General features: G+C 67.5%; 14 protein-coding genes and 2 pseudogenes. 9 read left to right on the top strand and 7 right to left on the bottom strand.

The window, feature by feature from the left end; all coding sequences use genetic code 11:
- Window positions 1–15: 15 nt before the first annotated feature.
- From ACTWP6_RS11815 to rfbD, 4 genes are all read right to left on the bottom strand, one after another.
- Window positions 16–882: a hypothetical protein gene (locus ACTWP6_RS11815; protein ID WP_443187828.1), complete on the bottom strand. Its 867-nt coding sequence runs from the start codon at window positions 880–882 to the stop codon at window positions 16–18.
- Between the two features lie 164 nt (window positions 883–1,046).
- Window positions 1,047–2,126, bottom strand: coding sequence for an NDP-sugar synthase (locus ACTWP6_RS11810; protein WP_260757707.1), 1,080 nt, complete (start codon window positions 2,124–2,126; stop codon window positions 1,047–1,049).
- Between the two features lie 27 nt (window positions 2,127–2,153).
- Window positions 2,154–3,029 carry a glycosyltransferase family 2 protein gene (locus ACTWP6_RS11805; RefSeq protein ID WP_443187767.1) on the bottom strand — a complete coding sequence of 292 codons (876 nt, stop codon included), beginning with the start codon at window positions 3,027–3,029 and terminating at the stop codon, window positions 2,154–2,156.
- A 34-nt stretch (window positions 3,030–3,063) separates the two neighbouring features.
- Window positions 3,064–3,921, bottom strand: a complete 858-nt coding sequence (gene rfbD / locus ACTWP6_RS11800; protein ID WP_443187766.1) for a dTDP-4-dehydrorhamnose reductase — start codon at window positions 3,919–3,921, stop codon at window positions 3,064–3,066.
- A gap of 66 nt (window positions 3,922–3,987) precedes the next feature.
- Between rfbD and ACTWP6_RS11795 the strand changes: the two genes are divergently transcribed.
- From ACTWP6_RS11795 to ACTWP6_RS11770, 6 genes and pseudogenes are all read left to right on the top strand, one after another.
- Window positions 3,988–5,469: an LCP family protein gene (locus ACTWP6_RS11795; protein WP_260757704.1), complete on the top strand. Its 1,482-nt coding sequence runs from the start codon at window positions 3,988–3,990 to the stop codon at window positions 5,467–5,469.
- 1 nt (window position 5,470) lies between these two features.
- Entirely contained in the window at window positions 5,471–6,181 is a 711-nt protein-coding gene (locus tag ACTWP6_RS11790; protein WP_443187765.1) for a TIGR03089 family protein, read from the top strand.
- A 131-nt stretch (window positions 6,182–6,312) separates the two neighbouring features.
- Window positions 6,313–6,642: pseudogene (locus ACTWP6_RS11785) on the top strand (hypothetical protein).
- Window positions 6,643–6,875: 233 nt separating this feature from the next.
- Window positions 6,876–7,205, top strand: a complete 330-nt coding sequence (locus ACTWP6_RS11780; protein ID WP_260757701.1) for a hypothetical protein — start codon at window positions 6,876–6,878, stop codon at window positions 7,203–7,205.
- Window positions 7,206–7,469: 264 nt separating this feature from the next.
- Window positions 7,470–9,212, top strand: coding sequence for a PecA family PE domain-processing aspartic protease (locus ACTWP6_RS11775; protein ID WP_443187764.1), 1,743 nt, complete (start codon window positions 7,470–7,472; stop codon window positions 9,210–9,212).
- A 35-nt stretch (window positions 9,213–9,247) separates the two neighbouring features.
- The gene (locus ACTWP6_RS11770; RefSeq protein WP_260757699.1) at window positions 9,248–10,036 is read left to right on the top strand and encodes a biotin--[acetyl-CoA-carboxylase] ligase; all 789 of its coding nucleotides are present in this window, start codon (window positions 9,248–9,250) and stop codon (window positions 10,034–10,036) included.
- A gap of 262 nt (window positions 10,037–10,298) precedes the next feature.
- On the opposite strand, the gene ACTWP6_RS11765 is transcribed toward ACTWP6_RS11770, so the two are convergent.
- Entirely contained in the window at window positions 10,299–11,468 is a 1,170-nt protein-coding gene (locus ACTWP6_RS11765; protein WP_443187763.1) for an acyl-CoA dehydrogenase, read from the bottom strand.
- Between the two features lie 124 nt (window positions 11,469–11,592).
- Here ACTWP6_RS11765 and ACTWP6_RS11760 point away from each other — a divergent pair, with 124 nt between their 5' ends.
- The 3 genes from ACTWP6_RS11760 to ACTWP6_RS11750 all read left to right on the top strand — a co-directional run bounded on the left by ACTWP6_RS11760 (window position 11,593) and on the right by ACTWP6_RS11750 (window position 13,601).
- Window positions 11,593–11,784 (top strand): hypothetical protein, encoded by a 192-nt coding sequence (locus ACTWP6_RS11760; RefSeq protein WP_260757697.1) that lies wholly within the window; start codon window positions 11,593–11,595, stop codon window positions 11,782–11,784.
- 206 nt (window positions 11,785–11,990) lie between these two features.
- Complete coding sequence (locus ACTWP6_RS11755; protein WP_260757696.1) at window positions 11,991–13,091, top strand: type III polyketide synthase; 1,101 nt, start codon at window positions 11,991–11,993, stop codon at window positions 13,089–13,091.
- 9 nt (window positions 13,092–13,100) lie between these two features.
- Entirely contained in the window at window positions 13,101–13,601 is a 501-nt protein-coding gene (locus ACTWP6_RS11750; protein ID WP_443187827.1) for an isoprenylcysteine carboxyl methyltransferase family protein, read from the top strand.
- 82 nt (window positions 13,602–13,683) lie between these two features.
- Here the strand turns inward: ACTWP6_RS11750 and purE are convergent, their stop codons facing one another.
- Both purE and ACTWP6_RS11740 read right to left on the bottom strand, forming a co-directional pair.
- The gene (gene purE / locus ACTWP6_RS11745) at window positions 13,684–14,187 is read right to left on the bottom strand and encodes a 5-(carboxyamino)imidazole ribonucleotide mutase (RefSeq protein WP_443187762.1); all 504 of its coding nucleotides are present in this window, start codon (window positions 14,185–14,187) and stop codon (window positions 13,684–13,686) included.
- A pseudogene (locus ACTWP6_RS11740) lies at window positions 14,184–14,308 on the bottom strand (hypothetical protein); the annotation flags it as partial. The pseudogene ACTWP6_RS11740 and the gene purE, both read right to left, overlap by 4 nt.

Here is a 14,308-nt window from a genome sequence, read left to right as displayed (position 1 = left end):
CCGCCTCCACGGTAGTCACGACGCCCGCGTCGCTACCGTGGAGGCGGTTTCGCGAAGGGCCCACGCCCGGCGAACGCGTGCCATGATCTCCGCAGGCTTGTCCTCTTTGATGACCTTGATGTAGAGCCAGCCTTGAGCGTGGATCAATCGAAGACGTTTCTCATCCCGGACGTATTGCACCCTGTCCTCTTGATGATGGGCACCGTCGTACTCGACGGCGATTTTCTCGACCTCCCAGCCCATATCGAGGCGAATGGTAGGCACTCCCCACTCGTCCACCAGCGGAATCTGTGTCTCAGGTCGCGGGAACTCCTGCATCAACAGCAACCGCAGCCATGTCTCTTTCGGAGATTCCGCGCCGCCGTCCATCAGCTCGAGGGCTTTGCGCAACGTTTTCATCCCCCGCGCGCCGCTGTAGCGATCGACCAAAGGCTTGACCATTTCCGGCGTCAAACCTGTCGCGTTGGCGAGAGCATCCAGGTGCGCGACGGCCCTGTTCAGCGGCAGATGCCTACCGAGATCGAATGCCGTGCGCGCAACGGTGGCGAGGTTGAGGTCACCGGATTCATCGATTTCGTCCCAGTCGATTCGTTCGTTGCGCGCGATGATTCCGGCCGGCCGGCGTCTGCAGTCGTAGACCAGTTCGACCGGCGCGTCGTTACTCACCCACCGTGCTCCGTGAAGTGCCGCCGCTGCCCTGCCGGTGACGATGCCGCGTCGTCCCGACCACAGCCACGCACCCATGGCGTCGTCTGTCAGGCTTTTCGCCTGCGCCCGCTGCACATACACGTCGGGATAGAGCCGACGATATCCGTATCTGAGCTGACCCGGTGTGACCAGACCGGCCGCAATTGCTTCGGTGCCGAGGATGACATTGCCCATGGGCCGAACTTGCGCGACGCCACCGACAATTGGCGCCCGCGCGACTGAGTTATCCACAGGCGCGTCGCGAAACCGCCACCACGGTAGCGTGCGCGGCCCGCGAGCTACCGTGGTGGCGCTTTCGCGAAAACCCGAGCGCGCGGCACACAGCGCGGCGGCCAACTTCAGATGTCAGTGGAGAAGCGGATGCCGCCGTCGGGAATCGAGATGCCCGGCCACACCCGCGCGCCGCGCAGCAGCTCGCAGCGTGCGCCGATGTCCGCGCCGTCACCGATCACGCCGTCGCGGATCAACGCCCGCGGCCCGATGTGCGCACCGAAGCCGATGATCGACCGCTCGATCACCGCTCCCGCACCGACTTTCACGCCGTCGAAGATCACCGCCCCGTCGAGCCGGGCACCGCCGGCGACCTCCGCGCCGCGCCCGACCACCGTGCCGCCGATCAACAGCGCTCCCGGGGCCACCGAAGCACCGTCGTGCACAAGGCTTTCCCCGCGATGGCCCTTCAGCGCGGGTGACGGCGCGATCCCGCGCACCAGGTCCGCCGAGCCGCGCACAAAATCCTCCGGCGTGCCCATGTCACGCCAGTAGCTGGCGTCGACGTAGCCGCACACCCGCAGCCCGTCCGACAGCAGCTGCGGGAAGGTCTCCCGTTCCACCGACAGCGCACGGCCTTTCGGGATCGCCTCGATCACCGGCCGCTTGAACACGTAGCAGCCCGCGTTGATCTGGTCGGTCGGCGGATCCTGGGTCTTCTCCAGAAAGGCCGTCACCACGCCGTCGGAATCGGTTGGCACACAACCGAACGCGCGCGGGTCACCGACGCGCACCAGGTGCAGCGTGACGTCCGCGTCGCGGGAGGCGTGCGAATCCAGCAGCGCGCCGAGGTCGCACCCCGACAGCACGTCGCCGTTGAACACCACCGCGGTGTCGTAACGCAGCTTCGACGCGACGTTGGCGATGCCGCCACCAGTTCCCAGCGGTTCGTCCTCGACCACGTAGTCGATCTGCAGACCGAGCTTGGACCCGTCGCCGAACTCCGATTCGAACACGCCTGCCTTGTACGACGTGCCCATCACCACGTGCTCGATGCCGGCGTCGGCGATCCGCGACAGCAGGTGGGTCAGGAATGGCAGCCCCGCGGTGGGCAGCATCGGCTTGGGCGCCGACAACGTCAGCGGGCGCAGGCGTGTGCCCATGCCACCGACCAGCACGACCGCATCAACCTCGGCAGGATTGACCATCAGCGACGCCCTTTCTCGTATCCCCGTTCACGACCCACGAGACTTCCGGCGAGAATTGCGCACGACCAGGCTCGCCCGCGCCCCCAACGCCCCCCGAAAAGCCCAGCGTAGCGGCGCTTGCCACCACTTCGGGTACCGATCGGCGAGAAAAGTGTAGGTGCTGACGTGATGGGCGGCCAGGTTGCGGGCGGGATCACGGCCGGTGGCGTGCCCCTTGGCGTGCAGCACCTCCGCCGACGGCACGTACACGTTCTGCCAGCCCGCCCGGCCCAGCCGGTCTCCGAGGTCGACGTCTTCCATGTACATGAAGTAGCGCTCGTCGAAGCCGTTGATCTCCGCGAACGCCGAAGTGCGCAGCAGCAGACACGATCCCGACAGCCAGCCGACGGCCCGTTCACTGGGCTCTGCGTGGTCCTGACGGTAGGCCGCGGTCCACGGATTGGACGGCCACACCGGTCCGACGACGGCGTGCATGCCGCCTCGGATCACCGACGGCAGGTGCCGCGCCGACGGATACACCGCGCCGTCGGGGTCGCGGATCAGCGGGCCCAGACTCCCGGCCCGCGGCCGGCGCGCGGCGGCCTCCAGCAGCGCGTCGATGCTGTGCGGTCCCCACTGCACGTCGGGGTTGGCGACGATGAAGAGATCCGAGCACGAGGTCAGCCCGTACTCGGCGACGGCGCGGTTGACCGCGCTGCCGTACCCGAGGTTGGCGCCGGTCCTGTACAGCTTGACGTTCGGGTAGCGCTCGACGGCCTCTTCGGGGGTGCCGTCGGTCGAGCCGTTGTCGGCCATGATCACCGTCACCGGCCGGTCGGTGGCATGGGTCAGCGTGGCCAGGAACCGGTCCAGGTGCGGGCCGGGCGAGTACGTCACCGTCACGACAAAGAGTTCGTCGCTCACGCACGCACCACCGGTTCCACGGCGTAGAGAGTAACTACCGGGCCAGCGCCGCGGCCAACGCGTCGTGCCAGGGCCGCAGCGGAGTCAGTCCGGCCGCGGCCGACTTCACCGCGGACAGCGCCGAGTAGGCCGGGCGCGGAGCAGGGCGGGGATGCTGGTCACTGCTGACCGGCCGCACCCGCGACGGGTCCGCACCGAGCTCGGCGAAGACGGCCTGGGCCTGCTCGAAGCGGCTGGCCGCGCCGGCGTTGGCGGCGTGCAGCACCGGCGCCCGGATCGCGCCGTCGGCGATCTGCAGCAGCGCCTCGCACAGGTCCCCCACGTAGGTCGGGGACCCGATCTGGTCGGCGACGACGTCGACGGTGCCGTCGCCCAGGGCCGCCCGGCGCATCACCGCCGCGAAATCCGAGCCGTCGGCGCCTTCGTAGATCCAGGCGGTGCGGACCACGTGCGCGTCGGGAAGCGCGGCCAGTACCTGCTGTTCACCGGCGAGCTTGGTGCGTCCGTACACCGACAGCGGGCCGGTCGCGTCGTCGACGTCGTAGGGGCGGGGTGCTGAGCCACCGAAATCGCCGCTGAACACGTAGTCGGTGGACAGGTGGATCAGTGACGCCCCGACCTGGGCACAGGCCCGCGCGACGTTCCCGGCGCCGACGGCGTTGACGGCGTGGGCGCGCTCGGGTTCGGCCTCGGCGGCGTCGACGTTGGTGAACGCCGCGCAGTTGACGACGACGTCGCCGGTCGCGATGACACGCTCGGCGGCGGCTGCGTCGGTGATGTCCCATTCGGCGGATGTGAGCGCCGCCACCTCGCGGCCGGCCCGGCGCGCCTGACCTGCCAACACGCGCCCGACCAGGCCGCCGGCTCCGGAGATCACGATTCGGGCGCTCACGTCACGAGTTTGGCACGCCGGTTTCAGCTGCGCGGAATGCGGCCCGCTCGCCAGTAGCCTGGACAAATGCCTGCTGCTCACCTCATCCGTGCCATATCCGTGGCCGTGGCAGTCATCGTCGTCATCGGCACCGGCGTCGCGTGGGGCAAGATCCGCTCGTTCGAGTCGGGCATCAACCACATCAATCCCGTCGCGCTCGGCGACGGCGGCGAGGACGGGGCGATCGACATCCTGCTCGTCGGCTCCGACAGCCGCACCGACGCGCACGGCAACCCGTTGAGCGACGAGGAACGCGCCATGCTGCGCGCCGGCGACGAGGTATCCACCAACACCGACACGATCATCCTGATCCGCATTCCGAACAACGGGAAGTCCGCGACGGCGATCTCGATCCCGCGCGACTCCTACGTCGAGTCACCCGGCATCGGGAAGATGAAGATCAACGGCGTGTACGGCTCGGTGCACCTGGAGCAGATGAAGGAGCTCGTCGAGGAGCAGGGCGTGGATCCGAGCGTCGCCGAGCCGGAGGCCACCGCGGCCGGGCGTGAGCAGCTGATCAAGACGGTCGCGAACCTGACCGGCGTCACCGTCGACCACTACGCCGAGATCGGGCTGCTGGGCTTCGCGTTGATCACCGATGCGCTCGGCGGGGTCAACGTCTGCCTCAACGCGCCTGTCTGGGAACCACTTTCGGGTGCTGACTTCCCCGCCGGTTGGCAGAAGCTCAACGGTGCGCAGGCCCTGAGCTTCGTGCGTCAGCGCCATGACCTGCCGCGCGGCGACCTGGATCGGGTGGCCCGACAGCAAGCGGTGATGGCGTCGATGGCACACGAGGTGATCTCGTCGAAGACGCTGTCGAGCCCGACCACGCTGAACAACCTGCAGGATGCGGTGCAGCGCTCGGTGGTGCTCTCCGACGGTTGGGACATCATGGATTTCGTCGAGCAGCTGCAGAAGCTGGCCGGCGGCAACGTCGCGTTCGCGACCATCCCGATCATCGAAGAGGCGGGCTGGAGCGACGACGGCATGCAAAGCGTGGTCCGCGTCGACCCGTCCGCGGTCAAGGAATTCGTGACGAGCCTGCTGCACGACCAGGACGAGGGCAAGACCGAGGAGCTGACCTACAGCAACGACAAGACCACCGTCGAGGTCCTCAACGACACCGACATCAACGGTCTGGCGGCGGCGGTGGCACATGTGTTGTCCGGCAAGGGTTTCCAAGAGGGGCAGGTCGGCAACAACGAGGGCGCGCGGGTGTCCCGGACCGAGGTGCAGGCCGCCGAGATCGACGACCTCGGCGCGCAGGCCGTCGCGAAGGATCTGGGCGGGTTGCCGGTGGCGCAGAACGCCGACGTGCCGCCGGGCACGGTGCGGGTGGTGCTGTCGGACGACTACACCGGTCCCGGCGCCGGCCTGGACGGCAGCGACGTGACGCTGATGAGCGGCGACCCGTCGGCTTCGGGGATGCTGACCGGCGCGGGCGAGGCGGTGCCGGCGCCGTCGCCGATCCTGACGGCCGGTTCCAGCGACCCGGCGTGCGTCAACTGACATGACGAATCTCGGCTCGGCGATTCTGGATCCGCTGATGGCCGCCAACCCGGCCGGTCCGCGGATCACCTGTTACGACGACGCGACCGGCGAACGCATCGAACTCTCCACCGCGACGCTGGCCAATTGGGCGGCCAAGACCGGAAACCTGCTGCGCGACGAGCTCGGTGCGGCGCCGGGCAGTCGGGTTGCAGTGCTGCTGCCCGCGCACTGGCAGACCACGGCGGTGCTGTTCGGCATCTGGTGGGTCGGCGCCGAAGTGGTGTTGAGCGGAGACGCCGACCTCGCGCTGTGCACCGCCGACCGGATCGACGACGCGGACGCCTGCGTCGGCATGGGCGAGGTGGCGGTGTTGTCGCTGGACCCGTTCGGCAAGCCGGTGCCGGATTTGCCGGTCGGCCTGACCGACTATGCGACGGCGGTGCGGGTGCACGGCGATCAGATCGTGCCGGAACGCAGCCCCGGCGCCGCCCTGGAGGGACGGTCGGCGGATGACGTGCTGGCCGCGGCGCGTGCGTCGGCGCAGGCGCAGGGGCTCACCGGGGACGACCGGGTGCTGTCGGCGGCCCAGTGGCAGACCGCCGACGACATCGTCGAGCGGTTACTTGCGTTGTACGTCGTCGGCGCGTCGCTGGTGTTGGTGGCAAACCCGGATGCCACGCAGATGGAGCGCAGGCGTGAGACCGAGAAGGTGACCCGCATCAGTCTGTGACCATATCGTTTCCGTAGCCTCACGCCGTTCACATAATGCGCCCGCATACTTTTTGATGCCGGACGAGCACCGTTTTGGCTAAGTCGGGCCCTTTCAGCCAGCAGAGGAGCCTTAGCGCGAGGAGGCTGCCGATGTTGTCGACCACCGCTGCGATCGCAGTCATCGTCGTGCTGGGCGCCTGGCATCTGTACAACCGGCGGCACGCGGGCTGGCAGGCCAGCGCCGACGGCCGCTTCTTCGTCCGCTGCGGCTACCCCCTGGTCGCCGTCGCCGCCTACTGGCTCACCATCGCGCCCACCGCCACCGCGTGGGAATGGGCGATGGGCAACGCGTAGGCCCTCGCGGCCGCGATGTCGTTCGTCACAGGGTTCAACGCGCTCAACCGCGCCACCGCGGAGCACGCGCGGATGGCGGTGGCGATGGAGACCATTGAGCCCGCCACCGGCCGTCTTAGCTTCTGAAAATACAACAGCCGCCACATCAGCCTCTCTGATCGAAATCTGACGCAGAGGTGCCGTTATAGCGAACCATTCGGGCTGTCACTGAGGCGCTCGCGTTTATTACCGGTTGTTGACGAGCACGTAACCCTGACCTTATCGTTTGTAGTCACCAGGCTGTTCTCGACTTCGCGTGCCTTGTCAATGTGCGCCGGCCGCCTTCAGATCTGGCAAATTCGGTCAGCAGGAGGCCACCCATGGAGTCGACCATCACCGCAGTGGCGATTGTCGTGGCGTTGTCGGCGTGGCATCTGCACAACCGGCGCCACCCCGGATGGCTGGCCAGCTCGACGGGCCGGTGCTATGTCATCAGCGGCTATCTGCTGGTCACCATCGCCGCATATTGGCTGGTCAGTGCGCCGACTGCCACCGCATGGGAGTGGGCGTTCGGGAACCTGTGGGCCTTGGGCGCCATGGTCGCGTTCGTGGCGGGCTTCGATGCGCTGAACCGGGCGACGGCCGAGCACGCCGCGCGGTCGCAAACGCTGGAGGCGGTCGACCCGGCCGAAACCGCACTTCCGCGGTAACGGCTCGCCCCGTTTCGCGGCGCTTCTGCCCTGCGCGTATTCGCTATCCGGGTAGAGAGAGAGTAGCTAACCCGATTACCAATTGGCAGCGCTTCCGGACTCTTTGCCGGAGCGCACTAGGCGGCTCACGCGCTACCGGAATTTATCCACCAGAGCCGGGGTTCTCTGTAGGGATTTTCTTGTCTAATGCGTAACTCAAAGGATGATTCGCGAACTCCTACGTTCACGTCAGTTATTCAGCTCGTCTCGTGGTCTACTTCGCGCATGAATTTCAGTAGCTGGGCGGCCACGGTCGTCGCGTCCCCCGCAATCGCCGCAGGAATCCTGATGGTCGCCCCCGCTGTCGCGCAGGCGGCACCCGACGAGACGGGATCAAGCAGCAGCGAAAGCACGTCCGCTTCCGGCACGCAGGAGACGTCGCCGCGTTCCACGCACGGCACGGACGACGACCGCGCAAATCGCTCTGCCGATGGCGACGACGGTGCCGGCGCTGACGCGGACGCAGGAGTCGACGACGCCGATCTGGACACCGGGGACTCGGATACCAAGGATCCAGACGCCGAAGCCAGCGAGGATGCCGGATCCGCCGAGGACTCCGCGGCTGTCGAGGAGTCCGCGGCTGGCGAGGATTCCGCGAAGACCAACGATGCCGATGACGAGCCGCTGCCCGGTCCGCACTACGTGCCCTCCAGTGTTCGGCAGTTCAACTCCGAGGCGCTGGTCTCGGTCACCGCCCTCGACGATGAGGACGACGCCGACGATCCTCAAGACGCCGAGGATCCCGACGACGACGATGATGACGACACCGTTGCCCTTGCCATCGATCAACTCGCGCAGGCGCGCGAAGAGCTGCGCTCGGCGACGTGGGGCGACGGCAACATCTTCGCCGGTCTGGCCGCGATGCTGCCGCAGATGCTGATGGGCGGCGCCCAGACCAATCTGGAGCGCTGGGTGGAGAATCACTCTCGCCTGCAGGCGCAATTCGTCGCCACGTTGAACAACCCGTTCGCGAACGCGATCATCCGGATGCGGCTGGAGAACAGCATGTATCGGCCGATCCGCGCGCAGGACCAGATGGAGCTCGCCGAGAAGCTGATGCCGATCGTCGGCTGGTTCGGGCCTCGCGAGGCGGTCCTCAACGTCAACGATCTGGTGCACGATGCCCGCGACAACGGACTGGTCTACCAGATCCTGGATCTCACAATGCAATACAACGGCCAGAAGGTCCGCACCGAGCCGGTCATCTACATCTCGGTCAACGGTGGAGAGCGGGTCCCGGTCCTTCTCGACAGCGGCTCGAACGGCCTGGTGATCGACCCACGCAACGTCGGCTATGAGGGCATCGGTGAGCCCTCCGGCCCGCAAGGTTACGCCAGCTACGGCGACGGCAGCGTCAAGTCCTATTACCACCCGTACCAGACGACTATTCAGGTCGGCGACGACATCGATTCGGCCGAGACCGAGGTGCTCATCATCGATCTGGAGTCCGTGTATGACTTCACGGAGTACAACGGCGACTACGTGGGCGTGCTCGGCATCGGGCCCAAGGCCGGCCCGGGATCGGTCAACGTCCTGGCCGCGCTTCCCGGCCTGCTCGGCCGGGGCGTGCTAATCGACGAGCGTCGACGCCGAGTCATCCTGGGACCCAACCCTTACGTAGCGCGCGTGTCCCTGGAGGGCACACCGAACACCCCGGTCAAACTCCAGGTCGGCGACAATGACGCGGCCGATGTCGACGGGTGGATCGATTCGGGCGGGATCCTCGGCAACATCCCCAGCCGCGCAGTGGGTGGAGCGTCGAATATCCCGGTAGGAACGCTGATCTCGGTGTACACCGAGGACGGCGAGACACTGCTGTACTCCTACCGGACCACCAGGGCGAACACCCCCGGGATCGTCGAGGACGACGATGAAGTGGAGTTCAACACCGGCTACGTCCCGTTCAGCTTGACCTCCATCTACTTCGACTTCAGCGGCGACGGCACGACGGTGTTCAACTACCGGTGATCCCGCGGTGCGGGCACGGGGCTACCCTCGACGCCGTGCCCGCAGCTGACCGTTCCGCACTCGATGTCGACCGACTCCGTGCCGCCGTTTCGGATACCGCGTGGCGGCGCGTCGATGTGGTCGAGGAGACCGGCTCCACCAACGCCGATCTGATTGCCCGCGCGGCGGCCGGCGAGGACATCGCCGGGGTGGCGCTCTTCGCTGAGTTGCAGACCGCCGGACGGGGACGTCACGGCCGCAGCTGGTCGGCGCCGGCGCGCTCGCAGATCTCCGTGTCCGTCGGCGTGGACACCACGGGCATCGCACCCGACCGGTGGGGTTGGCTGCCCCTGCTGACCGGACTGGCGGTCGCCCGTGCAGTGCGGGCCGGGTTCGGTGTTGACGCAGGGGTGAAGTGGCCCAACGACATTCTGGTCGGAGACGGAAAGCTGGCGGGGATCCTGGCCGAGGTGTCCACGCCGGTGGTCGTGATCGGTCTCGGGTTGAACGTGAGTCTGGTCGCCGACGAGCTGCCCGATCCGAAGGCGGTGTCGCTGACGATGCTGGGCTACGACGTCGACCGGACCGCGCTCGCGGTAGCGGTGCTCCAGGAGCTTGACACGCAGTTGCGGCGCTGGCGCAGCGCCGATGCCACGTTGGCGGCGGACTACCGCGACGTCAGCACGACCATCGGCACCCGGGTCCGGGCAGTGCTGCCGGGCAACTCCGAAATCCTTGGTGTGGCAACGGGTATCGACGAGGCGGGCCGGCTGCTGATCGACGACGCCGGCACGACGGTGACGGTATCGGCCGCAGACATCACGCACCTGCGCCCAGCGGAGTGAGCGGCGCGGAGTGAGCCCGGCGGAGCGCGAAGCCGCGATCAACGTGCTCACGCAGGTCGACGTCGAATAGCCGTGACCCTTAGCCGCTACAAACAGTTCGCGAGACCGCCTTCACGGTAGCTCCGACGTGCGGAGCACTACCGTGAAGGCGCTCTCGCGAGGCGGCACCTCAGATACCAACGCTGGCGCTACCCCCGCGAAATAGCGTTCCTGGCTGCGATCGCTCAGAAGTCGCGACCAGGAACGCTATTCCGCGGCAAGCTCACTTGAGCAGGGCGCGGCTCATCACCACGCGTTGAATCTGGTTGGTGCCCTCGTAGATCTGGGTGATCTTGGCGTCGCGCATCATCCGCTCGACCGGGAAGTCCACCGTGTAGCCGGCGCCGCCGAACAGCTGCACCGCATCGGTGGTCACCTCCATCGCGACATCCGACGCCAGGCACTTCGACGCCGCGGAGATGAAGCCGAGGTTGCCCTCGCCGCGTTCGGCACGCGCCGCGGCCGAGTACACCATCAGCCGGGCGGCTTCGACCTTCATCGCCATGTCGGCGAGCATGAACTGCACCGCCTGGAATTCGCTGACCGACTTGCCGAACTGCTTGCGGTCCTTCACATAGTCGAGCGCCGCGTCGAGCGCACCCTGCGCGATGCCGACGGCCTGCGCACCGATGGTCGGGCGGGTGTGGTCCAGCGTCGCCAGCGCGGTCTTGAAGCCGGTGCCGGGTTCACCGATGATCCGGTCGCCGGGGATGCGGCAGTTCTCGAAGTACAGTTCGGTGGTCGGCGACCCCTTGATGCCGAGCTTTCGCTCCTTGGGTCCGATCGTGAATCCCTCGTCGTCGATGTGGACCATGAACGCCGAGATGCCGTTGGCACCCTTGTCGGGGTCGGTCACCGCCATCACGGTGTACCAGGACGACTCGCCACCATTGGTGATCCACGCCTTGGCGCCGTTGAGGATCCAGTCGTCGCCGTCGGCCTTGGCGCGGGTGCGCATTCCGGCGGCGTCGCTGCCGGCCTCACGCTCGGACAGCGCGTAGGACGCCATCGCCTCGCCCGAGGCGATCGACGGCAGCACCTTCTTCTTCAGCTCGTCGGAACCGCGCAGGATCAATCCCATGGTGCCGAGCTTGTTGACCGCCGGGATCAGCGACGCCGACGCGTCCACCCGGGCGACCTCCTCGATGACGATGCACGCCGCCACCGAGTCAGCGCCCTGCCCGCCGAACTCCTCGGGGACGTGCACCGCGTTGAATCCCGATGCGACGAGCGCGTCGAGCGCCTCCTGCGGAAAGCGCGCGTTCTCGTCGACGTCGGCGGCGTGCGGAGCGATCTCCTTCTCCGCCAGCGCCCGGATCGCCGAGCGCAGCTCTTGGTGTTCCTCCGGCAACTGGAACAGATCGAACGACGGGTCTCCGGCCCAACTAGCCATCATCATCTCCTTGCTACTCGCCAGTAACTTTAGCGTGCTCGCGCGTCGGGGCGAAGTCGCCTCTCAGGTAAAGCTCAGCCCGGGGATTGGTTCGCTCTCAGTGTCGGTGGGTACTTTCGTCGACATGCAGGTGTACATCGAGGGCCCCGCCTTCCGCCGTACCGCGCATTGTGAGTGTGGTTGGAACGCTACTCCGCGCTGGCTGCGTGCTTCCGCCGTCGTCGACGCGGGCATGCACGCGGCGCAGACGGGCCATGTTCACGCCGGCTCGCCGGTCCAGGTGGCCGAGCCGGCTGTGGTGCTGCGGGCGTCGTAAAACGACCCCCGAACATCGCTCTGTGAGCGATGTCACGCCCTTCGCCCAGACTGCGGGTAGCGCGCCTTTTTGCGCCCAATTCCCGCGTGGAATGCGATTTCGGCGGACGTTCCCCGAGCTGACCCGTTGCTTCGAATCACCTCACAAGCTGCTGTGTCGCCCCGATTTCCGAACTAACCGGGAGAGCGGACGGCGTTCAGACCCGCATGACCGATACCTCATTTCTCGCCCCGACCGAACCGATCCGCTCCCGATTCCCGGGTGCCCCGCACATCGCGGGGACGGCGACGGCGTTCACCGCGCGCCGCTACGCCCAGGACGAGGTGGTCGAAGCGCTCAGCGAGTTCACCGACCCGAAGTTCACCCGCTTCGCCCGCACCAGCGGTGTCGAGCACCGCAACCTGGCCCTGCCGCTGCACCGCTACCCCACCCTGACCGGGTTCACCGAGGCCAACACCGCCTACCTGGAGGTGGCCGCCGAGCTCGGTGAGCAGGCCGTCGCCCGAGCGCTGGCCGACGCCCACCTCGACCCGACCGAGGTCGACGCGATCGTCACCGTCTCGAGCACTGGGATCGCCGTCCCCACCGTCGACGCACGCATCGCCGCCCGGCTGGGCCTGCGGCCCGACGTCAAACGAATTCCGATCTTCGGGCTGGGCTGCGTCGCCGGCGCCGCGGGCCTGGCCCGGGCGCACGACTATCTGCGCGGCTACCCCGACCACGTGGCGGTGCTGCTGTCGGTCGAGCTGTGCTCACTGACGTTGCAGCGCAACGACACCTCCATCCCGGCACTGATCGGGCTCTGCCTGTTCGGCGACGGCGCCGCCGCCGTGGTTTCCGCTGGCGCACAACGCAGTCCGTCGACGCCGGAGCCGGGTCCACGGATCGTGGCCACCCGCAGCCGGTTGTTACCCGACACCGTCGACGTGATGGGCTGGAACGTCGGCTCGACCGGCTTCCAGCTGGTGATGTCGCGCGAGGTTCCGGCGATGGCGCAGAACCACCTCGCCGGTGAGGTGGACGAGTTCCTCGCCGAGCACGGCCTGACCGCGGCCGACATCGCCACGTGGGTGTGCCATCACGGCGGACCGAAGGTCCTCGACGCGATCGACGACGCGGTCCGGCCGCCGCAGAACGCGTTGCGGCACAGCTGGAACTCCATGCGCGAGCACGGCAACATCTCCTCGGCGTCGGTGCTCGACGTGCTGGCCCGCACCCTGCAGACGCCGCCGCCGCGCGGCTCGTTCGGCGTGATGCTGGCGATGGGACCGGGCTTCAGTTTCGAACTTCTGCTGCTGAGCTGGTAGCCGACGATGATCTACACCCTGTTCATCCTGCTGATCGGCGCCGAACGGCTCATCGAGCTGGTCGTCGCACGGCGCAACGCGCGCTGGTCCTTTGCCCAGGGCGGCAAGGAGTTCGGCCGTGGCCACTATCCCGCCATGGTGAGCATGCATGCGCTGCTTCTGGTTTCGTGCCTCGTCGAGGTCGCCACCCAGCACCTCCCGTTCCTTCCGTGGCTGGGTTGGCCGATGGTGGCGGTGGTGGCGGCGAGCACGGCGACGCGGTGGTGGTGCGTCGCGACACTGGGCAGGCACTGGAATCCACGGCTGATCGTGATTCCCGGCGCCCCGCTGGTGCACCGGGGCCCGTACCGGTTTCTGCACCACCCGAACTACACCGCGGTGGCGGTGGAAGTCGCCGCGCTGCTGCTGGCGCACTCGGCGTGGTGGACGGCCGTGGTGTTCACCCTCGCCAACGCCGCGATCCTGAGGGTGCGCATCACCTCCGAGAACCACGCCCTCGGCTACGCCTGACCCCCACCCCGCCGAAATCGCATTCCACGCGGCCAAAACTCAACTTGACGCGCGTGGAATGCGATTTCGGCGGAGGAGAACCTCAGTCCCCCAGCAGCTTCTGCCGCAGTGCCTCGTCCTTCTGCAACACCATCTGCTCCAGCGACGTCTGAAACGCGGCCATGCGTTCGCGCAGCCCGACATCCGAGGCCCCGAGGATCCGCACCGCCAACAGCCCGGCATTGCGTGCCCCGCCGATCGACACCGTCGCCACCGGCACCCCGGCCGGCATCTGAACGATCGACAGCAGCGAGTCCATCCCGTCCAGGCGTGCCAAGGGCACCGGCACCCCGATCACCGGCAGCGGCGTCGCCGAGGCGACCATGCCCGGCAGGTGCGCCGCACCGCCGGCGCCGGCGATGATCACCTCAAGGCCCCGCCCCGCCGCGTCGGCCGCATAGGTCAGCATGCGGCCCGGCGTGCGGTGCGCCGAGATCACACCGACCTCGAACGGCACCTCGAATTCGGCCAGCGCCGTAGCTGCTTCGGACATCACGGGCCAGTCGCTGTCGCTGCCCATGATCAAGCCCACCCGTGGAGAGCTCACTGGTGCACCATCCTTGTGTCGGTGATCTTGGATGGATTGCCGATGCACCCGAGGTGCCGCTGATCTATCGCCCTGCTCGCTCGACACATTCGATGTCCAGCATGAGTTCTGCGGAGGCCAG

This window comes from Mycobacterium sp. 4D054 (genome assembly GCF_052245755.1).
Classification (GTDB): Bacteria; Actinomycetota; Actinomycetes; order Mycobacteriales; family Mycobacteriaceae; genus Mycobacterium.
This window is presented reverse-complemented; position numbering and strand designations above follow the sequence as displayed.